19 protein-coding genes, 1 tRNA gene and 1 other RNA gene are annotated in these 22,453 nt (G+C 43.5%); 19 read left to right on the top strand and 2 right to left on the bottom strand.

The window, feature by feature from the left end; genetic code table 11:
• The first annotated feature begins 20 nt into the window (after nt 1-20).
• The 10 genes from MXE28_RS01595 to MXE28_RS01640 all read left to right on the top strand — a co-directional run bounded on the left by MXE28_RS01595 (nt 21) and on the right by MXE28_RS01640 (nt 12,664).
• Complete coding sequence (locus MXE28_RS01595; RefSeq protein WP_247239735.1) at nt 21-1,994, top strand: YgiQ family radical SAM protein; 1,974 nt, start codon at nt 21-23, stop codon at nt 1,992-1,994.
• Between the two features lie 27 nt (nt 1,995-2,021).
• The gene (locus tag MXE28_RS01600) at nt 2,022-3,065 is read left to right on the top strand and encodes an extracellular solute-binding protein (RefSeq protein WP_247239736.1); all 1,044 of its coding nucleotides are present in this window, start codon (nt 2,022-2,024) and stop codon (nt 3,063-3,065) included.
• The gene (gene rimO, locus MXE28_RS01605; RefSeq protein WP_247239737.1) at nt 3,062-4,408 is read left to right on the top strand and encodes a 30S ribosomal protein S12 methylthiotransferase RimO; all 1,347 of its coding nucleotides are present in this window, start codon (nt 3,062-3,064) and stop codon (nt 4,406-4,408) included. Before MXE28_RS01600 ends, rimO begins: the two co-directional genes overlap by 4 nt.
• A 125-nt stretch (nt 4,409-4,533) precedes the next feature.
• Nucleotides 4,534-5,778: a competence/damage-inducible protein A gene (locus tag MXE28_RS01610; RefSeq protein ID WP_021841655.1), complete on the top strand. Its 1,245-nt coding sequence runs from the start codon at nt 4,534-4,536 to the stop codon at nt 5,776-5,778.
• Nucleotides 5,779-5,912: 134 nt separating this feature from the next.
• Complete coding sequence (gene recA / locus MXE28_RS01615; protein ID WP_021841654.1) at nt 5,913-6,944, top strand: recombinase RecA; 1,032 nt, start codon at nt 5,913-5,915, stop codon at nt 6,942-6,944.
• Between the two features lie 4 nt (nt 6,945-6,948).
• Entirely contained in the window at nt 6,949-7,446 is a 498-nt protein-coding gene (locus tag MXE28_RS01620; RefSeq protein ID WP_021841653.1) for a regulatory protein RecX, read from the top strand.
• 143 nt (nt 7,447-7,589) lie between these two features.
• Entirely contained in the window at nt 7,590-9,134 is a 1,545-nt protein-coding gene (rny, locus tag MXE28_RS01625; protein WP_277600405.1) for a ribonuclease Y, read from the top strand.
• A 331-nt stretch (nt 9,135-9,465) separates the two neighbouring features.
• Nucleotides 9,466-11,235 carry a DNA primase gene (dnaG, locus tag MXE28_RS01630; protein WP_021841650.1) on the top strand — a complete coding sequence of 590 codons (1,770 nt, stop codon included), beginning with the start codon at nt 9,466-9,468 and terminating at the stop codon, nt 11,233-11,235.
• Nucleotides 11,236-11,259: 24 nt separating this feature from the next.
• Entirely contained in the window at nt 11,260-12,423 is a 1,164-nt protein-coding gene (gene rpoD / locus MXE28_RS01635) for an RNA polymerase sigma factor RpoD (RefSeq protein ID WP_021841649.1), read from the top strand.
• Between the two features lie 166 nt (nt 12,424-12,589).
• Nucleotides 12,590-12,664 (top strand) — tRNA-Ile (locus MXE28_RS01640).
• A gap of 75 nt (nt 12,665-12,739) precedes the next feature.
• On the opposite strand, the gene MXE28_RS01645 is transcribed toward MXE28_RS01640, so the two are convergent.
• Both MXE28_RS01645 and MXE28_RS01650 read right to left on the bottom strand, forming a co-directional pair.
• Nucleotides 12,740-13,201: a hypothetical protein gene (locus tag MXE28_RS01645; protein ID WP_156704633.1), complete on the bottom strand. Its 462-nt coding sequence runs from the start codon at nt 13,199-13,201 to the stop codon at nt 12,740-12,742.
• 225 nt (nt 13,202-13,426) lie between these two features.
• The gene (locus tag MXE28_RS01650) at nt 13,427-14,083 is read right to left on the bottom strand and encodes a hypothetical protein (RefSeq protein WP_247239738.1); all 657 of its coding nucleotides are present in this window, start codon (nt 14,081-14,083) and stop codon (nt 13,427-13,429) included.
• A 233-nt stretch (nt 14,084-14,316) separates the two neighbouring features.
• Here MXE28_RS01650 and MXE28_RS01655 point away from each other — a divergent pair, with 233 nt between their 5' ends.
• From MXE28_RS01655 to MXE28_RS01695, 9 genes are all read left to right on the top strand, one after another.
• A complete protein-coding gene (locus MXE28_RS01655) occupies nt 14,317-15,063 on the top strand; it encodes a class I SAM-dependent methyltransferase (RefSeq protein ID WP_247239739.1) in 747 nt (248 codons plus the stop codon).
• 113 nt (nt 15,064-15,176) lie between these two features.
• Complete coding sequence (locus tag MXE28_RS01660; RefSeq protein ID WP_021841645.1) at nt 15,177-16,292, top strand: Nif3-like dinuclear metal center hexameric protein; 1,116 nt, start codon at nt 15,177-15,179, stop codon at nt 16,290-16,292.
• Between the two features lie 250 nt (nt 16,293-16,542).
• Nucleotides 16,543-16,891: RNase P RNA component class A (gene rnpB / locus MXE28_RS01665), an RNA gene on the top strand.
• A 165-nt stretch (nt 16,892-17,056) separates the two neighbouring features.
• Nucleotides 17,057-17,383 carry a thioredoxin gene (gene trxA, locus MXE28_RS01670; protein WP_021841644.1) on the top strand — a complete coding sequence of 109 codons (327 nt, stop codon included), beginning with the start codon at nt 17,057-17,059 and terminating at the stop codon, nt 17,381-17,383.
• 165 nt (nt 17,384-17,548) lie between these two features.
• Entirely contained in the window at nt 17,549-18,700 is a 1,152-nt protein-coding gene (locus MXE28_RS01675) for a hydrogenase small subunit (RefSeq protein ID WP_021841643.1), read from the top strand.
• Nucleotides 18,700-20,601: a nickel-dependent hydrogenase large subunit gene (locus tag MXE28_RS01680; RefSeq protein ID WP_021841642.1), complete on the top strand. Its 1,902-nt coding sequence runs from the start codon at nt 18,700-18,702 to the stop codon at nt 20,599-20,601. The genes MXE28_RS01675 and MXE28_RS01680 overlap by 1 nt, the downstream gene beginning before the upstream one ends.
• A gap of 14 nt (nt 20,602-20,615) precedes the next feature.
• Nucleotides 20,616-21,329, top strand: coding sequence for a Ni/Fe-hydrogenase, b-type cytochrome subunit (cybH, locus tag MXE28_RS01685; protein WP_247239740.1), 714 nt, complete (start codon nt 20,616-20,618; stop codon nt 21,327-21,329).
• Entirely contained in the window at nt 21,313-21,801 is a 489-nt protein-coding gene (locus MXE28_RS01690; protein ID WP_156704627.1) for a HyaD/HybD family hydrogenase maturation endopeptidase, read from the top strand. Before cybH ends, MXE28_RS01690 begins: the two co-directional genes overlap by 17 nt.
• Nucleotides 21,798-22,175 carry a hydrogenase expression/formation C-terminal domain-containing protein gene (locus MXE28_RS01695; protein ID WP_156704625.1) on the top strand — a complete coding sequence of 126 codons (378 nt, stop codon included), beginning with the start codon at nt 21,798-21,800 and terminating at the stop codon, nt 22,173-22,175. The genes MXE28_RS01690 and MXE28_RS01695 overlap by 4 nt, the downstream gene beginning before the upstream one ends.
• The last annotated feature ends 278 nt before the right edge of the window (nt 22,176-22,453 follow it).

Below are 22,453 nucleotides of genomic sequence, written 5' to 3' on the forward strand. Positions count from 1 at the left end.
AAATTAAGGAGATATGTGTAGTGAGCGACTTTTTAATTACGGAACGGGCGGAGATGGAAGCACGCGGTTGGGCTGAACTCGATTTCGTGTTGATTACCGGTGATGCCTATGTGGATCACCCCTCTTTTGCCGGTAGTGTGATTGGCCGACTGTTGGAGCACCACGGTTATCGGGTGGGGCTCATTGCACAGCCCGACTGGCAAGATGTAAATGCCTTTAAAGTGCTGGGCAAACCTCGATTGGCTTCGTTGGTAACAGCCGGTAATCTTGATTCTATGCTTAATAAATTTACGGCGGCTAAAAAATTCCGCCACAATGATGATTATTCACCGGGCGGTGAAAGCGGTCATCGGCCGGATCGGGCGACACTGGTATATGCGAACCGCATGCGTGAAGCATTCCGTGATGTGCCCGTAATCATCGGTGGGATTGAAGCGAGTTTGCGCCGTTTTGCCCATTATGATTACTGGTCCGATACGGTGCGCCGTTCGCTCTTGGTTGATAGTAAAGCAGACGTACTCATCTACGGTATGGGTGAAAAACAGATTTTAGAATTGGCGAAAGCCTTGGATGAAAATCGTCTGATCGAGCAATTGCCAACCATTAAAGGGATTTGCTACATGTCAAAGACTTTGCCGGAAGGAAAAATCAAGGAATGTCCGTCTTATGAAATAGTGAAAGAAGATAAGAAGCAATTTGCTGAAGCTTTTCGCATTCAATATTATGAACAAGATCCGTTTATCGGCAAAACCGTGGCTCAGCTTCACGGGGACCGTTATGTGATTCAAAACAGTCCCGCTTTGCCGCTCACGCAGGCTGAAATGGATGAAGTATACAGTTTGCCGTTCACGCGGCGTTGGCATCCTCGTTATGATGCGAAGGGCGGCGTGCCGGCACTTAGGGAAGTGCAGTTTAGTCTGGTAAGCCATCGCGGCTGTTTCGGCAGCTGCTCCTTCTGTGCCATTACGAGCCATCAGGGACGCATTATTCAGAACCGTAGTCATGAATCGCTCATCGCTGAAGCGGAACGTATGATAGCCATGCCTGATTTTAAGGGCTATATTCATGACGTAGGTGGTCCGACGGCAAATTTCCGCCACACGGCTTGTGAGAAACAGGGAACTAAAGGTGCGTGCCCCGGTAAGAACTGTGCGGCCCCTCATGCCTGTGAAAATCTCGACACCAGTCATGATGATTATTTAGCAATATTGCGTAAATTGCGTAAGCTCAAAGGCGTTAAGAAGGTCTTTGTGCGCTCCGGTTTACGCTATGACTATGTATTGGAAGATAATAACCGCGAATTTGTGAAAGAATTATGCGAACATCATGTAAGCGGTCAGCTGAAAGTGGCACCGGAACATGTGTCGGAAGCGGTTACGGAAATCACGGGGAAAGCGGACAAAACCGTTTTCCTCAAATTTAAAGATTGGTTTGAAACGGCTAATCGCCAATTAGGTAAGAAACAATTCTTAGTTCCTTACTTTATGAGTTCTCATCCCGGTTGTACCTTGGCTGACGCCGTTGAACTGGCGGAGTTTTTACGGGATCAGAAGATGACGCCGGAACAGGTGCAGGACTTTATTCCTACGCCGGGCAGTTTATCCACCGCCATGTATTATACGGGTATTAATCCGCTCACCGGCGAAGCCGTCTATGTGGCCAAAAAAGGGCGCGACAAAGCGATGCAGCGGGCACTTATGCAATATAAGAATCCCGATAACTATGACTTAGTCCGCGAAGCCTTGGTAAAGGCAGGGCGTACCGATTTAATCGGCTTCGGACCTTTGTGCTTAATTCCGCCTCGTCCAATCGGACGTAATAAGGCCGGTAATCAGCATAGAAAGCAGACCGGTAATCAGCCGCCAAATCGACGGACTCAAGGTGGTCGGTCCGGCTCCGGCAGAAGTCAGGGGTCAAAGTCGAACGACCGTGGCAAAATCAGTATAAGTAAACAGTCAAAACGAGGTGGTTTGGCTGGCAATAGACGACCTTAGTGTGTCATAATGGAGGCGGGCATGAGCATGAAACGATTTTGGCCTATCGCATTATTAATAGCCTTTGTTCTCGGCATGTTTGCAGCGGGAACATATTTTGAAAAAACTGAAGAAAAAGAGCGTACGGCCATTCCGGTTAAAGCGGAGCTGACGATTTATACGGACCTGCCTTCCAACTTGACCACTTTGTTGGCGCAACAGTATGAAATGCAGTACCATGTACGCCTCACCATGTTGCCGATTACGGAAGAACAGATGGCAACGCGTATGACCTTGCCCGCATCCGATCAAAAGGGCGATTTGGTCATCACGACCCGAGATAATTTAGACATCGGTGTTAAATATAATCAATTAAAACCGGTCCTTACCGAAGGGGTAGACGAAATATCCGATCGTTTTAAAAATAACGATGCCCTTTGGGTCGGCATTTGGTATGACCCGGTTGTATTTGCCCAGAGCGATGCCTTTTATAATCGCATGGGCCGCTATGTAACGGCCTGGCAATCATTAATTCTTCCCGGCGATTGGCGCATCATTATGACAGACTTTGTAGCTTCGCGCAGTGCGGCGAATATTTTATACAGCTTTGTCGAAATGAACGGGGAAGAACAGGGTTTGCATTATTTTGTGGAATTAAAACCGCATGTGGTGCAATACGCGAAATTTTTATCGACACCGATTCGCTTGGCCGCCTTGGGTGAAACTGATTTGGGTATCGGTAACTATTCTGACGGTCAGCAATATGTGAACCATAAATATCCGGTGAAAATTATTTTCCCCGCTGACGGTACACCGTATTACTTGACCGGTGTGGGTATGTTAAAAGGCACAACCCATGAAGAAGAGGCGACCCAAGTTATTAAATGGTTATTGTCAAAACAAGTGTCGCAATTTTTGCAAGACAATGGCTTTTATTATGTGTACACCAATCCGGAATTGCCAAATCCGGTGGATTCTTTAGGCCGTGAATTGGTTCTTTGGGATACCAAGGGTGGTTACACGGAAGACGGCAAAAAAGTATTGTTGGATAAATGGATTAGCCAAGTGCGCTTTAGAAAGGATATACAATGAGTAAAAAATTAGGCTATGTGAGTTTAGGCTGTGCCAAAAACCTGGTGGATACGGAGATTATGCTGGGGGCCCTCAAGGATAACGGCTATGAAATCACGGAAACCTTGGATGAAGCAGAAATTATCATCGTTAATACCTGTACGTTTATTGAAAAAGCTAAACAAGAATCGATTAATACGATTTTAGAAATGAGTGAATATAAGCAATTCGGCGCTTGTCGCGGCTTGATTGTGGCCGGTTGTTTAAGTCAGCAGTATCAGGAAGAGCTATTTGCGGAAATTCCTGAAATCGACGCCCTCATCGGTACCGGTTCATGGAATCGTATCATGGAAGCTATCGAAGCGATTGATGATGGCAAACGTATCTGCATTATGGACTCGATTACCAATATTTATAATGAACGCATGCCGCGTATGCAGACTACACCGACGTACAGTGCCTATGTAAAAATTGCCGAAGGTTGTGACAATGGTTGTACTTTCTGTATTATTCCAAAAGTACGTGGTGCTTACCGCAGCCGTACAATTGAATCCATCGTAGAAGAGGTGGAGCGTTTAGCCGCTATGGGCGTTAAAGAAATTAATCTCATTGCTCAGGATACAACGAGTTACGGCTCCGATCTTAACAATGGTAAACCGATGTTGGCGGAACTCTTAAAAGCCCTCGTAAAAGTGGAAGGTATAGAGTGGTACCGTTTATTGTACTTATATCCTAAATATTTCACCGATGAGCTTTTGGATCTTATTGTAGCGGAACCTAAGATTTGTAATTATATCGACTTGCCGTTGCAACATATTAATGACGATATTTTGCGTCGCATGAATCGTAAAGACCGTAAAGCGGATATTGTGAATTTATTGCAAAAAGTTCGCAGCAAAGCGAGTCACGTAACGCTTCGTACATCCCTTATTGTAGGTTTCCCCGGTGAAACGGACGAACAGTTTGAAGAACTTTGCGAATTTGTCAAAGACGTTTGCTTCGATAATATGGGCGTATTTACTTACTCTCAGGAAGACGGTACACCGGCAGGCGCTATGAATGACCAAGTTCCGGAAGAGGTCAAGGAAGAACGTTATCATGCGTTGATGGCCATTCAGGCGGCCATTTCAGAGGAAAATAACCGTGACTTAGAAGGCACGGAGCACGAAGCGATTATCGAAGAAATCAGCGAAGACGAACATGGTCATTTATTGGCTAAAGGCCGCTTGGAAACGCAGGCGCCTGATGTAGACGGCAATATGTACATTGAAGATGTGGCAGGCCTTGAAGTGGGGCAAATCGTGCCGGTTACAGTGGCCCAAGGCTTTGCTTATGACGTGGTAGCCGAAGTGCGCACTAAGTAATTTCTGAGAAGTAATTCCCAAGAAGTAATTCCCAAGAAGTAACGCGCTTTCAGGCGAACTGACGGAATTTGAAGTAACAAAGAAATCGGTATCCGTAATCCCGAATGGGAGAATTGAGGCAAATGATGATAGTAGAATTGATTTCAACAGGTTCAGAATTGTTATTAGGTGATACCATTAATACCAATGTGGCGTGGTTGGCGCGTGAGCTCAATAAGCTCGGTTATACCGTAGCGTTTCAAAGCACAATTGGCGATAATCCGACGCGAATGGAAGACTGTTTTAAATTGGCCGGCAGCCGTGCCGATTTAGTGGTTTGTACCGGTGGTTTGGGACCGACTCAGGGGGATATTACCCGTCCATCCTTGGCAAAAGCCATTGGTCTTGAATTGGAGCTCAATGCTGATGCAGAACGCATGGTAAAAGCCTTTTTTGCCAACAAAGGGCGGGAAATGCCGGATCCGAGCCGTCGGGAAATGATGTTGCCCGTTGGCAGCCAAGCGCTCATGAATAGTTGCGGCGTAGCGCCCGGCGTAGCCGTTCAAGCTGAAGGCACGACGTATATACTTTTGCCGGGACCGCCGGCAGAAATGAAAGCCGTATTTGATGAATCGGTGCGCCCGTATTTGATGGAACATTTTGGCGGTCAAGGTGTTGTTCAATCTCATCGCTATGCGGTGTATGGTATGCGCGAACTGGAGTTGGAATCAGCTCTCATGGATTTAGTCAAAGCACAGCAGAATCCGACCATTGCTTTTTTAATTAAAAACGGCTATATCGAATTACGGATTACGGCAAAAGCTATGACGCCGGAAGAGGCGGAAGCTTTATTGGCTCCATGGGATGCTATCTTGCGGGAACGCCTCGGCGATTCCTTAGGGCGCCGTTTAGAAAAATCCATGCTGGAACTGGTAACGGATGCCTTATTGGAGGCTGAAGCTACGGTGGCTACCGCCGAATCCTGTACAGGTGGCTTGGTGGGGAAAAAGCTCACTGAAATGCCGGGCAGCAGTGCTTATGTACAGGGCGGAGTCATTTCCTACTCCAATGAAGTAAAACACAAAGTACTCGGCGTGCCGCAAGAAGAATTGGATACTTATGGCGCTGTCAGTGAAGAAGTGGCCAAGTCCATGGCGGAAGGTACGCGTAAACTGTTAGGGACAACGTATGGCGTATCTACGACCGGTATTGCCGGACCGGGCGGCGGAACGGCAACAAAACCGGTAGGCCTTGTATATATCGGGGTTTCCGGGCCTAACGGTACGGTAGCCTATCGCAATGATTTTATCGGTGACCGTGAAAGTATTCGTCAGAGTACGGCGGAACGAGCCTTATATCTCTTGTATCAGGCTATAACCGGTAAACGATAAGGTGTTACTTATACTTTTAGAAGTTCTACGTTTACGTTGTGAGCGGAAGGCTTGTTGCAAAAGTATGCTTATCAATTTTAAAGATTAATATATTTATTAAGTCATGTATGATATGACAAAGAAAGGATTATATCATGGAAGGTAGAGAACAAGCCTTAGACAATGCGTTGAAGAAAATCGAGAAAGATTATGGTAAAGGTGCTATTATGCGCCTTGGCGATATTACGGACCGCATGAATATTGAAGTTATTTCCACCGGCTGTTTGGCTATTGACCTTGCTGTAGGTGTAGGTGGTTTTCCCCGCGGCCGTGTTATTGAAATTTATGGCCCTGAATCCTCCGGTAAAACAACCGTAGCTTTGCATGCTATTGCAGAAGCACAAAAGGGTGGCGGCATTGCGGCCTTTATTGATGCGGAACATGCGCTCGATCCTGTATATGCCCGTCATTTGGGTGTCGATATTAATAACTTATTAGTATCTCAGCCGGATAATGGTGAACAGGCTCTTGAAATTACAGAGTCCCTCGTTCGCAGTGGTGCTGTTGATATCATCGTTGTCGACTCCGTAGCAGCGTTGGTACCGAAAGCCGAAATCGAAGGTGAAATGGGCGATGCTCACGTAGGTTTGCAGGCTCGTTTAATGAGTAAAGCGCTTCGTAAATTAACAGGTATTATCAGCAAATCTCGTACGGTTGTAATTTTTATCAACCAGTTGCGTGAAAAAGTTGGCGTTATGTTCGGTAATCCGGAAACAACGACCGGTGGCCGTGCCTTAAAATTCTATTCCACCATTCGCCTCGATGTGCGTAAAGGGGAAGTTATTAAACAAAATAATGAAAACGTAGGTAACCGAACTAAAGTAAAAGTTGTTAAGAATAAAGTGGCACCGCCATTTAAAACTGCTGAATTTGATTTGATGTATGGCAGTGGCGTTTCCTATGAAGGTACTTTAATTGATATCGGTACCAACATGGAAATTATTAAAAAATCCGGTGCTTGGTACTCTTACAATGATGAACGTATGGGCCAAGGTAAGGAAGCGGCTAAAGAATACTTACGTTCTAATCCGGAAATCGCTCATGAAATCGATACTATCATTCGTGATACTTTGATGGCGGAACCGGAAACTTTTGATGTAGTCGGCGAAGAAACGACGGAAGAATAATTCGATGGCTTTGACCAAAGAATATACGCTTACAACGGCCATAGACCAGGCGATGCGCTTTTTGGCGCCTCGCTTCCTGAGCCGCTTGGAGCTGACGCAAAAACTTCAGCGTAAAGGCGTGCCGGCCGATTTAATACATCAAGTATTGGAGCGTCTGGAAGACCTTGATTACATCAACGACGAACGTTTAGCTCATGATGCATTACAATTATACATAAGTGAAGCTAAATACAGTGTTCAGTTCATTCGTAATAAGCTTTATCAACGAGGCTTGCCAATTGGGAATGAACTTTCGCAGTATGATGAAACTGAGCCGGCCCTTAAGTTGGTGGTTCGTCATTTTATCGGTGTTGATGCGGCAGCAGAGGCCGAGTGGTTTGATAACACTTGGCCTCTGGAGGCCCGCGTTGAATACAAGAAAGTTTTTAACTATTTGAAAAACCGTGGTTTTAGCGCCGGAACAATCCGGAATATCTGTGACCGGGTTGCTCGCTATGAGTAGTCTATATAGAGTTTACCTTGACAGGGGATTGATGACAGACTACAATTATAGTAGTCTCACAGTAGTGGGCAAATTTCAAATATGTATGAAACAGACGGCAATTTAGGAGAAGACGAAAGCGCTTCTTACTTTTATATGAGGAGGTGAACATTATTTTAGAGTATAGTATTATTGCCGTTGTAATGGTGCTTATCGGTCTTGGTGTAGGCTATATGATGCGTAAGAACATCGCTGAAGGGAAGCTTAACCGTGCTGAAACTGAAGCGGCTCGTATTGTAGCTGATGCTGAGCGATTGGCTGAGTCTAAGAAAAAAGAAGCCTTAGTAGAAGCTAAGGAAGAAATTCATAAACTTCGCAGTGAAGCGGATAAAGAAAACCGAGATCGACGCAATGAATTACAACGTTTAGAACGACGTATTCTTCAGAAAGAAGAACATCTCGACGGTAAATTGGAATCCTTAGAGAAAAAAGAAGATGCGTTGCATCGTAAAGAACAAGAAACAAAAACTTTAAAAGAACGTACAGAAGCTCTGTACGACCAACAAATGGCGGAATTAGAACGTATTTCCGGCATGACATTTGAGGAAGCGAAAGGAATTTTACTTTCCAATGTAGAACAAGAAATTCGTCACGAAACGGCGGTTCTTGTTAAAGATTTAGAGCAACAAGCCAAGGAAGAGGCTGAAAAGAACGCCCGAGAAATTATTGCATCCGCAATTCAACGTTGTGCTGCGGATCATGTTGCAGAGTCTACCGTATCGGTAGTAGCTCTTCCAAATGATGAAATGAAAGGGCGAATTATCGGTCGTGAAGGCCGAAACATTCGTGCCCTAGAAACCTTAACAGGTATAGATCTTATCATTGATGATACCCCTGAAGCAGTTATTCTCTCCGGCTTTGACCCGATTCGCCGTGAGGTAGCGCGTATTGCCCTTGAGAAATTGATTGTTGACGGCCGTATTCATCCGGCTCGCATCGAAGAAATGGTTGGTAAAGCTCGTAAAGAGGTTGACCAAGTTATTAAAGATGCGGGGGAACAGGCAACTTTTGAAGCCGATGTACATGGCTTACATCCTGAAATTATCCGTATTTTAGGTCGCTTAAAATATCGTACCAGCTACGGTCAAAATGTATTGAAACACTCCGTTGAAGTGGCTCATTTGGCCGGCATGATGGCAGCCGAATTAGGTTGTGACGTAACCCTTGCTAAACGCGGTGGTTTACTCCATGACTTAGGGAAAGCGCTTGACCACGATATGGAAGGCTCCCACGTACAGATTGGTGTGGATGTAGCTAAGAAATACCATGAAAGTGTATTGGTACAGAACTGTATCGGTGCTCATCATGGGGATGAAGAATTCAAATCGGTTGAAGCCGTATTGGTGGCAGCTGCTGACGCTATTTCGGCGGCTCGTCCGGGCGCACGTCGCGAAACCCTTGAAAACTACTTGAAACGTTTGACTAAGTTAGAGGAAATTGCCGAGTCCTTTGATGGCGTTGAAAAATGTTTCGCAATTCAAGCGGGTCGCGAAATTCGCGTTATGGTTAAACCTGAAAAGATTGACGAAGCGGAAGCAACCTTATTGGTACGCGAAATGGTTAAACGTATTGAGTCTGAATTGGAATATCCGGGTCAGATTAAAGTCGTTATCATTCGTGAAACCCGCGTTGTTGATTACGCTAAATAATTAAAGAGAACGGAAACGGACTCTTTATAAAAGATTAATAACCAAAAGACTATAATTACCACTCCCTTTGGCGGACGTCACGAGGGAGTGGACAATTATAGTCTTTTTTTCGTCTTGTTTTTAATTGAGAAAAGAAGTATAATAATAGTCCTTGTGAACAAAATAAATTATAATGGCTTATTTCATACCCTAAAAGCAATTGCATAAATTGCATAAAAATTTTGCAGATAAAAAATGAATATATTTAAAAAAATCTTCTTGACATAGAAGGAAAAACATTATCTTTTGTAGAAATATATATACAGTGAAGTTTATTAAGGGATGTGAGGAAATGAGTAGACACTTCGATGCTGAACTGATTGAACAGATAAAAGATGCAAATGACATTGTGTCAGTGATTTCTGAGCATATGACATTGAAGAAGAAGGGGAGGAATTACTGGGGCTGTTGTCCCTTTCATAATGAGAAAACGCCTTCATTCAGTGTAAACCCAGAAAAGGGCTTTTTTTATTGTTTCGGATGTCACGAATCAGGCAATGCGATTGGCTTTTTAATGAAATATGATGGACTGTCATTCCCCGAAGCCTTGGAAAGGTTGGCGAATCGTGCGGGCATTGCGTTACCTCAGCGCGATTTAACCAAAGAAGAATTACATCGGCAGGCACACAGGGAAAGTTTGTACAAGGTGAATGCCTTGGCGGCTACATTTTTTCATAATTGCCTGACGCAGACTGAAATGGGTAAAGCAGGGCTTGCTTATTTGGAGAAACGGGGTCTCACTAAAGACACCATTGAAAAATTCCAGCTTGGCTTTGCGCCCGACAATTGGGACAAACTATATCGCTCATTCAGAGAGCGAGGCATAGATGAACGCATATTAATTGAAACCGGTCTTTGCCGTAAAAGTAATGGTAAAACGTATGATTATTTTCGTAATCGTGTAATGTTTCCCATTATGGACGGAAAAGGGCGTGTGGTTGCGTTCGGTGGCCGTGTGCTGGATGACAGCAAGCCTAAATATTTAAACTCACCGGAATATGAATTATTCAATAAAGGCCATATGCTCTTTGCTTTTGACAAAGCATACCGAACTATTCGGGAGAAAAAACAGGTCATTTTAGTAGAAGGGTATATGGATGTTATAAGTGCTCATAATCGAGGGGTTACCAATGTAGTGGCCTCTTTAGGCACGGCTTATACCAAAGATCACGGGCGCTTATTAGTGCGTCAAGCTGATGAAGTCGTATTGGCCTATGATATGGACGGAGCCGGGCAACAAGCAGCGCGCAGGGCTATTGAGCTTTTACAAGATACGGAATTTAAAGTGCGCGTGGTAGCTATGCCGGACGGCAAAGATCCGGATGATTATGTGCGCAACCATGGGCCGGAAGCATTCTTAAAACTCGTAGATGAGGCCGTGCGGCCATTTGATTTTTACTTGAACAGTGCCATGATTCGGCACGACAGTAATACGATGGCCGGCAAACAGGCTATTTTAGAAGAAGTGTTTCCCCTCATAGGTGCTACAAGCAGTCAGATAGAGCGCGAAAATTATCTGAAAGCACTGGCATTGCCATTGTGGTTGGATAATAGTCAGATTTTTCGCATGTTTCGCCAATACTTGGCCAAAGGTGGGGTAGAATTACCAACCGATACGGCTAGTGCGGTTGTGCCGGAAAATGTGACGACCGAAGAAGACCGATTACTGGCCGCGGCCGTAGTTTGGCCGGCGGCTTGGGAACGGGTCCATCAATATTTACCGTTGGAGGATATAACCAATCCTTTGTACCGTGCTTTGTTTAACAAAGCCGGAGAACTTCTAAGTAAGACCGGTGCGCTTTCGACAGTGGCGCTGGAAGAAATGCTTACTGACGATGAAAAGACCGCTTATGGTCGCTTAATGGTGCTTGGTGAAGGCGAGTATAAGGAAGCACAAGTGGATGGCTATATACGAGCAGTGCGCTTGAAGTCATTACGAGAACAGTATAAACAACATAGTGTGTTAGCAGATCAACTGAACCGGGCAGGTAATCCTAAATTTATTGAGGAATTACGTATTTGCCAGGAATTACAAAAATTGATTAAGGAATGGTCTCGATAAACTATGAAAGAAAGGAAGAGCATTGTGGCTAAGAAGCAAACTAAATCACGGTTAGAAGAAATAATAGAACAATTACTGGCAAAAGGTCGTAAGGCAGGGGCATTAACGAGTAAAGAAATTACGGATGCTCTTCACGAAGAAGTAGAACTTACGGCTGAGCAGTTAGACGATATGTATGAAGTATTACAGAAAAGTAATATAGACGTTATCACCGATGATGCTGAAGTGGCAGCTGAAGAAGATGACATCATCGAAGATGAAGAAGAAAGCGACGAAGTTCGCGAAGCGAAAGAAGTAAGCCTTGACCTTAGTATTCCGGAAGGCGTTAACATTGACGATCCTGTTCGCATGTACTTAAAAGAAATCGGTCGCGTACCTTTGTTGTCCGCTGACGAAGAAATTCTTTTGGCTCAGCAGATTGAAGCGGGTGCCAAGGATGATGCGTCGTATAAAGAAATGAAAGCCGGCGAAAGAGCGAAACAGAAATTGATTGACGCCAACTTGCGTTTGGTAGTTAGTATCGCTAAACGTTACGTAGGTCGCGGCATGTTGTTCTTGGATCTAATTCAGGAAGGTAACTTGGGCCTCATTAAAGCGGTTGATAAATTCGACTATACGAAAGGTTATAAATTCTCCACTTATGCAACATGGTGGATTCGCCAGGCCATTACCCGTGCCATCGCCGACCAGGCACGTACCATTCGTATTCCGGTACATATGGTAGAAACAATTAATAAATTGATTCGTATTTCCCGTCAACTCTTGCAGGATAAAGGTCGCGAACCATTGCCTGAAGAAATTGCGGAAGGTATGGGCATCAGTGTAGAACGTGTTCGTGAGATCCAGAAAATCGCACAGGAACCGGTTTCTTTGGAAACGCCAATCGGGGAAGAAGAAGACTCCCATTTGGGCGATTTCATCGAAGATCAGGATGCTATTGCACCGGATGATGCAGCCAGCTACATCTTACTTAAAGAACAAATCGAAGATGTATTCTCTTGCTTAACCGATCGTGAACAGCAAGTCTTGGTATTGCGTTTCGGTTTGAAAGACGGCAAACCTCGTACCTTGGAAGAAGTAGGTCAGCACTTCAGCGTTACCCGTGAACGTATTCGTCAGATTGAAGGTAAAGCCTTGACGAAACTTCGTAATCGTGGCAAACGCGATAAGATCAAAGACTTCTTATAAGATTAAACATTGGTAGTGACGCACTCTGAAAATTTGAGATTAACGTTGACTATCGCTGGTGTATTGATGTGAATTACACTTTAAGTGTAGATTTTCGGCGTTATATTGACGTGAATCACACTTATTGTGTATAATATTTTGGTGGAATACTGCAGTATTCCCCTATGGGCCTATAGCTCAGGGGTAGAGCAACCGGCTCATAACCGGTCGGTCCCTGGTTCGAACCCAGGTGGGCCCACCATGATTTGAAAGAAAAACCGCTTGTATCAAATTGATGATACAAGCGGTTTTTTGTAGTTATAATGAGGTTCTTGTGCTATAAGACTAAATTAACCTGGCCGGTTTCTATGGCTAACTTAAGAGCATACATTGCTTCTGGATAGGCTGGATATTCCGGCCCCAGCACCACTTTTTTAGGATTCTTATAAATTGTTTTACTGACTACTTTACCATTTCTGCCATTAATCAAATATATCTGCTCTGTAGCTAATATAATTTTTTTAGTATTTAAGTCATAGTAATAATGGCACAGTAGTTCAGATACTGCATAACTGCGATGTGATGTCGAGATAACATATAGCTTCATTTTAATTTCTGGTGTTTCTGTTAATCCGTTTATTACTTCTATATTGTTATCGGCGTAGGTTGTCATGATCTCATCTTTTTCAATTACTGTATAATTCCCTATAGTGAGGTCATTTAAAGTAACAGCATGAGTTGTAGAAACAGGAAAGAACAACAAACCAATTAACATAACCCCTAAAATAAACTTTTTCACAATATCATTCCTTAACTTCAATGGCACATAATAAAAAATATATAATCGCATCAATTCTCTCCAGTGTTCTCTCTGTTACAGCAAAAACTTCCTGTTTAAATAAAGGCAGAATAAGATCCTTCATTATCGCACAACTTTGTATTATTACGGGTCGCTTTTACGGCAGCTCCTGAAAAATGACGCGTATTGGATTCGGTACCGACAATGATGATTAGTAGATTTATCTTACGAGTTCAACCGATTAATATACTCAATCTTTTCCGGTGTAAACACAATCCTTGTCACGCCGTTAGCGTAATAAGAGATTTCATACGGCTGATAGAGCATAGCGATTTTGCCCTCGCCGAGCAAAACATAGTTATTGTTACGAATCGGATTTTTTTTATCGAGAATTTGGAATTCATTGTACTGCAATTGATGTTCGCGAGAGCTGAAAACCGGCAGCATACCTTCCATAACTAATTTATACAATTGCTCATCGTCTTTGAGATGGACATAGTTGGTGGCCGGGATGAGATTTCCTGTATGCTTGTCAAAAACGAGACCTTGCGATGTGTAGTAGCCGTGCGCACTTTGACCGTTATACCAACCGCTTGTGATGATAAGCGATATATAATCATCATCTTCATAGGTGGTTTCGTAGTTTAAATTAACCGTGTACATTTTTTCTTTGTAATAGAGGTCGCGCATTTTATCCACATAAATGGCAATTTCAGTGTTAACTTTAGTTTGCGCTGCTTCATTGTACAGATAAACCAGCGGGTAGGTGAGGTTCATATTCACATCTGTTTGGTGCATTAGAACAGTATAGGCGTCGCTTGTAAATTGGGGACAACTAAGACAGGCCAGAAGACCGGATGAAATAAGAATTTTTTTCCACATACCATACCTCCGTTTACAATTAATATATTTAACACTAAACAGCTTACTTGTTGCTTCTTTCGACAGTGACATGAAAAACTCCTGCTATATCAAGTATTCAACTTATAAAAAGGATGTTTTATGATACAATAATAATAGAAATAAATATAATTACTAAGCACGGAGTTTGTTTATATTATTATATAGAAAGCATATTACAATAGATTTATAGAAAGATTGCGAGGAATGTGAGTGTGACAATGAAAAAGATGACCGATAGGTTAGAAGCGGTGTTTACCTTGATTCCCAAGGCTGAAGTCATTGCCGATATCGGTACCGATCACGGTTATTTGGCGGTAGAATTGGTGCGACGCGGACGTGCTGACAAAGCGATTGCCGGTGATGTAAATAAAGGCCCCTTAGCATCGGCCAAAGCCTATGTGGCGTCAACGGACGTGGCCCAATTTATCAATTGTCGTTTGGGCAATGGTTTGCAAGTGGTAAAAAAAGGCGAATTACAGGGCGCTGTCATTTGCGGTATGGGTGGTTTTTTAATGAGAGACATTATTGAAGCAGGTCCGGAATTATTGGACTTTTATGTACTCCAACCGCAGAATGGCCAAGCGGAACTGCGGCAGTATATGGTGCAACAGGGCTATCGCATTGTGCGCGAAGTGATTATGACGGACATGGGTAAACATTACCAAGCATTCTTAACCCTTAAAAAAGGCCGAGAATCGGTCTATGTTACGGCTGATGGACCGGTTACACAAGCAACAATTGATGCAAAAGACCCTTATGACGCTCTGCCGGATACATCCCTATTGTGGCTGATAGGAGCGCTGGTTCAACGCGAAAAGCCGCCTTTGTGGCAAGATCACATGGCGCATTTACTTCATATTCGTGAATCGGCCTTGGCAGGTATGACGGATGCTATGGCGCATACGGAAAAATATCAAGCGTTAGCAGCTGAAGTTAAAGAGTTAAAAGAATTAATATAAGCTGATTTGCTAGATGAGTCCAGACAAATGGGCCAATCAATCGATTAATGAATCGACTAATGAATCGGCTAATGAAAATGAATAACAACTTTTATAAAATAAAGGAGGCAACTATGGCAACAGTGCAGGATATCGCCAAAATCGTAGAAAAATTGGCACCAAAGCATTTAAAAGAAGATTGGGATAATGTAGGCCTTTTGGTAGGCGAACGCAACATGGAAGTCAAGGGTGTTTTGACAACCCTTGACGTGACGCCTGAAGTGGTTGCCGAAGCAGAAGCGAAAGGTTGCAACCTGATTGTGAGCCATCATCCGGTTATTTTTAAGGGGATGAAACAGATTACCGATGAGTCTGCCTTGGGCCGTTTGGTTATTGAATTAATCTCCAAGAAAATCGCCGTATACAGTGCCCATACGAATTTAGACATCGCACCGGGTGGCTTGAATGACTTGGCGGCGGCACAAATCGGCTTAGGTAATGTGAAAGGACTTGAGACTGTTCACGAACAAGGTTTTTGCAAAATTATTACCTTTGTACCGGCTACTCACCGTGATGCGGTAATGCAAGCCATGGGTGATGCGGGAGCCGGTCAAATTGGCAACTACAGTCATTGTGCTTTTTATACGGAAGGCACCGGAACCTTTAAGCCGTTGGACGGAGCTAATCCATATATCGGCGAAGTAGGGGAAGCAACTACGGTGCAAGAAAATCGCCTTGAAGCTATTGTGCCGCAGATTTTGGTAAGTGCCGTTATCGAAGCACTGAAAGCCGCGCACCCTTATGAAGTGCCGGCCTATGAAGTGCATCAATTGGTGACACCGAGTGAAGAAGCGACCATCGGCCGCATCGGTGAATTAGCTGATACGTTAGACACGGAAGGCTTTATAGAACTCATTAAAGCTTGTTTCCCACGGGGACGAGCGCGTTTTGGCGGGGCTAAAGTGGACGCTATTACTAAAGTGGCCCTTTGCACAGGCAGTGGCGCCGAATTTATTAAAGTGGCTGCTAAAATGGGGGCACAAGCCTATGTAACGGGTGACGTGAAGTATCACGATATGCAACTTGCCAAAGAACTGGGCATCTTGGTTGCTGATGTTGGTCATTTTGGTACTGAAATTGGTGCGGCTGCTTTATTGGCTGCTCATATCGGTATCCAATTACAAGAACAAAAAATGACTGACGTGCCGGTTGTTATCAGTGATGTACATGAAGATTTTTTCTTCGCGTAAACGAATTAGGCTAAAATAAATTAGGCTTAAATAAATATTGATTAGATAGTTTTTTAGGTAAATAGATTTTTTAAGTAACAAACTATGCTAATTTGATTAGAGTGGGATATCTGGCATAAACAGTGTTGAAGGTCAATCTCAATTAGATGGTTATAAGCTTATTCGATACCTTTAGATGTGCTGTTAGTTCATACAATTATTGAGAAAAAGATAATTGACCTACTTCGCTGTATCTGCTAGACTTTAAGTAGCAAGTATGAAAGGTGATTGCGAGCGTAAGTTCGAGGAAAGTCCGAGCTCCATAGGGCAGGATGCCGGATAACGTCCGGCGTGGGTGACCATAGGGAATAGTGCCACAGAAAAGTAAACCGCCGCTTATGCGGTAAGGGTGGAACGGTGTCGGTAAGAGCGCACCAGCAATATAGTAATATATTGGCTCGGTAAACCCCATCCGGAGCAAGGCCGAATAGGGAAGGGATAAGGGTGGCCCGCCTACCTTTCGGGTTGTGCCGCTTGAGCCTATAAGCAATTATAGGCCTAGAAAGATAATCACCGCTGTGCAAACAGAACAGAACTCGGCTTATTGATTGCTTGCTTAAAACCGCTCTTCGGGGCGGTTTTATTTTAGTCCAAAATTGATTGGCAGATGAGTATAATTAAAACTAGAATGTAGAAAAATATAATACATTTTTTGACTAAACATTGTCACCACATACGTATAATAAAACAATACTAAGAGGATTAGGTATTAAGGAGGGATTGTAATGTCTGTTACAAAAATTGAAAGCTTAGAAGCATTGGAAAAAGTAGTAAAAGAATCATCTAAAGTGGTAGTTGCCGATTTTTGGGCCACTTGGTGCAAACCTTGTGAATTAATGAATCCCGAAATGGAAACATTAGCTGAAGACATGAAAGATGACATTGAAGTAGTTACCATTGATGTGGAAGCCCTAAAAGATGTTGCCTTGAAATATGAAATCCAAGGTATTCCTACCCTTATTTGCTTCAAAAACGGCAAAGAAAAAGATCGCATTGCAGGTTACAAAACGGCAGCTGTTGTAGAAGGCTTAATTCGTTCTATTATTAAATAATGTGTATTAAGTTATAGTTAAGTTTTGCCTGTAATACAGCAATTTCATGTAATATTCTATAGAAAATCTGAATACAACATGATATACTTACTATAATAATTAATATAAAAATTTAGATATTTTCCAAAGGACAGTAAAGTTATTGCAAGCGAGGGGGGTCCACCTGTGAAAGAGAAGACAAACAGTCTGTGGAAATTATTCCAGGAACGTAAACTCAGCCGCCGCACATTTATGAAAACATGTGTGGCTTTGACCGCCATTTTAGGCATGCCACCGACCTTTTTAAATAAAGTGGTGGAAGCGGCCGATACAAAAGAATTACCAACCGTAATTTGGTTACATGGCCATGAATGTACGGGATGTGATGAATCCTTCATCCGTTCTACGTCACCATTCGCTTCCGATGTGGTATTAAACATGATTGCGTTGGAATACGATGATACCTTATCTGCAGCGGCAGGTGCTCCTTTTGAAGCTCACCTACATAAATTATTAAACGATAAAAAAGGGCAGTATGTATTAGCCGTTGAAGGCGGTGTACCGCTTGACGATAACGGTACATACTGTATGGTTGGCGGACGTCCGTTCGTTGACGTGCTTAAAGAATGTGCCGCCGGCGCCGCTTTTATCATTGAATACGGTTCCTGTGCCGCTTGGGGCGGTGTTCAAGCAGCGAACCCTAACCCTACCAATACTGTATCGGTTTCCGAAGTAGTATCGGGTAAGAAAATCATTAAAGTACCGGGTTGTCCACCGATTCCTGAAGTTATGACCGGCGTTATCATGCACTATGCCTTGTTTGGTGAAATTCCGCCTCTCGATGTGGAAGGTCGTCCAAAACAATTCTATGGCAACCGCATTCACGATACATGCTATCGTCGTCCGTTCTTTGACTCCGGACTTTTTGTTGAAAAATACGATGATGAAGGGGCTAAAGCCGGTTGGTGTCTTTATAAAATGGGTTGCCGTGGTCCGGTAACATATAACTCCTGCGGTAACTTACGTTGGTGGAATGGTTTATCCTATCCGATTCAGTCCGGTTCGGGCTGTATCGGTTGCAGTGAAAAAGGCTTCTGGGATAACGGTGTTTTCACACAACGCTTGCCGCAAGTACAAGTGGCCAATACCGTTACCACCGCTGATACCATCGGTACTATTGCCGGTCTTACCGCTTTCGGTGCCGTTGTAGCTCATGGTGGTGTAACGTTGGCTAAACATAAATATGATACAATTCAGCTGGAAAAGAAAATGATAGCTGAACAGGAAGCAAAAAAAGCAGCGTCTGAGCAGACGAATAACGAAGGAGGTAACCACTAATGAAACGTGTAGTAGTTGATCCGATTACTCGTATTGAAGGTCATTTGCGGGTTGAGGTGAATGTAGATGAAGCAACCGGTAAGGTAGAAGACGCGTTGTCCAGTGGTACTGCTTGGCGTGGTATTGAATTGGTAGCTAAAGGTCGCGATCCTCGTGATGTGTGGGCTTTTGTGCAGCGTATTTGCGGTGTTTGTACATCTACGCATGCCATTGCATCCTTGCGTTCCGTCGAAGATGCTTTAGGCATTCAAATTCCTAAAAATGCGAACTATATTCGTAACATCATGCATAGTTGTTTAGATGCGCATGACCATATCGTTCACTTTTATCATTTGCATGCTCTCGACTGGGTTAGTCCAATCGAAGCGTTAAAAGCCAATCCGGCGCAAACAGCAGCCCTTCAGGAAACCGTGCTTAAAAACTACAACTTGAGCGGTTTAGAACCGGCTGAAACACAAAGTACTTCATCGGCGTATCCGAAAGAATTCCCTAAAGGCAATGCAACTTACTATGCCGCTATTCAAGCGAAAGTTAAAAAGATCGTAGACAGCGGTCAATTGGGTATTTTTGCCGCTCAGTGGTGGGATCATCCTGATTATCAATTATTGCCGCCGGAAGTTCATTTGATGGGCGTAGCTCATTACCTCAATATTTTGGACCGTCAGCGTGATATTGTAACACCGCATGTTGTATTTGGCGGTAAAAACCCACATCCGCATTTCTGTATCGGCGGTATGCCTTGCTCCATCTCCATGGATGACATGAATGCACCGGTTAATGCGGCGCGCCTCGCAACAGTTGATGAATCCATTTCGTTGGCTAAGGATTTGGTAAATTACTTCTATGTACCTGACGTGTTGGCTATCGGTCAGATTTACGCCAAAGCGGGTATGGTTGATGGCGGCGGTTTATCCAAGAAACGCGCCATGGCTTACGGTGACTATCCGGATGAACCATACAGCGGTATTTCCAACGGCGATTATTTCAAAAAAATCTTAGTCCGTGCCAACGGTGTAGTTGAAGATTTCGGCCTCGGCGTAGATAAAGCTAAATTTATCCCAATGGATGGTCCTGATTTGATGAATCCTGACTTCTTATCAGAAGAAGTTGAACACTCTTGGTATGAATATCCAAACGGTACTAAGACAGCCCATCCGTCTGAAGGGATTACCAAACCTAACTATACCGGTCCTAAGACAGGTACTAAGGAACATTGGGAATTCCTCGATGAAACTAAGAAATATTCGTGGATTAAATCCCCAACATTTAAAGGCAAAGCCTGCGAAGTGGGTCCATTGGCAAAATATATCGTAGTGTATACGAAAGTTAAACAAGGCATCATCAGTAACCCATCTTGGGCAGAACAGATGATTGTAAAACAAATTGATACCGTTTCTTCCGTATTGGGCGTTCCGGCTCATGTATGGATGTGTAGTACGGTAGGCCGTACCGCTTGTCGTGCCCTCGATGCACAGGTTGCGGTTAATATGAGCCAATACATGTTCAATAAACTCGTAGCCAATATTAAAGGCGGCGACGAAGTAGTAGCCGATATGAGCAAATTCGATCCTAACTCTTGGCCAAAAGAAGCCAAAGGCGTTGGTGTTCTTGATGCGCCTCGTGGTGCCCTCGGTCACTGGAGCGTTATTAAAGATGCAAAAATCGACAACTATCAGTGTATCGTACCATCCACTTGGAATGCATGTCCTAAGACAATGGCCAATGAACATGGTGCTTACGAATCTAACATGATTGATACGCACGTTAAAATTGCGGATAAACCGCTCGAAATTTTGAAAGGGATTCACTCGTTTGACCCTTGCCTTGCTTGTGCAACCCACTTGTACAATAAGAAAGGTGAAAAAATCGTCTCTGTTAATACGGATGCTTTGTGCAAATAATAGGGGGGATTCATATGTTAGAACAACCGGAAAAAAAGCCGTATCGTGTATTTAGTCTGTGGTTGCGTATTTTTCACTGGACCATGGTGCTTTGCGTTACGTTCCTGTTCTGGACCGGTCTCTATATTGGTGCTCCCGGTTTCAGCATGTTCGTAGGAAAAGAACCGGCAGAAGCTATTAACAGCTGGTTTTCCATGGAAATGATTCGACGCGTTCATTTCGGATTTGCATTTATCCTCATTTTTGCCTTTATATTCCGCATTTATGGGGCTATTCGCTATCGCGGTGACCGTTTATTACCTAAGTTCCGTAAACGCTTATATTGGGACGGTTTAAAACAAACCACGTTACACTATTTGATGTTGCCACGTCAGGAAGAACACCGTGTGCTTCGTAACTCCTTAGCACGTACCAGTTATTTAATTGTGTATATTATGATGTTCTTCGAAATCTGCACGGGTCTGGCTATGTATTCGCAGATTCGTCCGGAAAGCTGGCTGGCCATTGTATTTAATCCGATTAATTTACTGTTCAATGAATATCAGATCCATATCATTCATCATTATATTGCTTGGTTCTTCTTGTTGTTCACGGTGGCCCATGTATACTTGGCTTTCCGCGAAGACGTAATGGAAGAATCCGGGGAAGTATCCAGTATGGTATCGGGGATGAAATTCTATCCGCAGGATCCGGAAGATATTGAGGATTTATATGGTAAACGAGAATAGTATTACCGTGTTGGGCGTAGGTAATATTTTGCTTACCGATGAAGGGTTGGGCGTACATGTCGTACATCAATTAGAAAAAGAGTACGAATTTAGCCCGGCCGTAAATATAATTGACGGCGGCACCATGGGGATGGAGCTCCTCAGCTATATGCGAGGCATGAAAAAACTGCTCTTGGTGGATGCTGTTAACGGTGGTGAAAAGCCCGGTACAATTTATGAGTTTCCCCATCAGGAAACAGAAAACTACTTCACCGGGAATATTTCGGTTCACGAAGTGGGCATGCAGGATATTTTGCGCATTCGTGCGTTGCAAGAAGATCCCCTGGAAGATGCTATGGTTATAGGCGTAGAGCCGGCCAGTCTTGAAGTAGGTTTTGAGCCTTCTGAAATTGTACAGGCGGCCTTGCCGGACGTGATACAGCGTGTTATTCGGCAACTAAACGCTTGGGGAATTGAGGTATGTAAGAAATGATAGAAAATTATGGCAATGTGCAGGCCATTTTAAGAGAATTGCAATTGGCGTTAAAACGACTTCGTGAAACGGGGGAGACTCATACAATCTATATTGAAAAAACGGGTCTTACCATGGAAGAACAAGTTGAAGTCATGGAAACGCTGGGGCGTGGTAACATTACCATTAATTTTACGGAAACCGATCAGCCCGTAGAGTGGTATGAAACACAATTCTCCGGTATTTGGCTCGGTACATTTCGCAATGCTCGTGATGAAGCCATTGTGTACACGCTTGAAGTAGGTCGTTATCCAAGCCTCTGTGGCGCTTTTGACGAAGATATTGAAGCTGCTGAAGAGGAACTTCAGACGTGGATTGACGCTGCCGATATGTAAAACAATAAGTAACTTACAACTAGTAAGTTACAGTAAGTAAGTTAATATGTTTTTGACACCTGTGAATCTTTAAAAAAGGTTTCACGGGTGTTTTTTTTATGTGATTGTCCATACAGAATATTATAAATTTAGCGATATTAACAAAAATGCTTGCCGATTTTGCTGATTTTATGGAGTTTTCTAAACGCTCCATGAAGGAAATCAAGGTGGTTCGGCCTTTTTGGAGTTATAGGACAAAAAGTGTGTGTAAAAAGTGCTGTAAACCTAGATAGATACTG

It is taken from the genome of Veillonella sp. KGMB01456, assembly GCF_023051165.1.
In the GTDB taxonomy this organism is placed as follows: Bacteria; Bacillota; Negativicutes; order Veillonellales; family Veillonellaceae; genus Veillonella_A.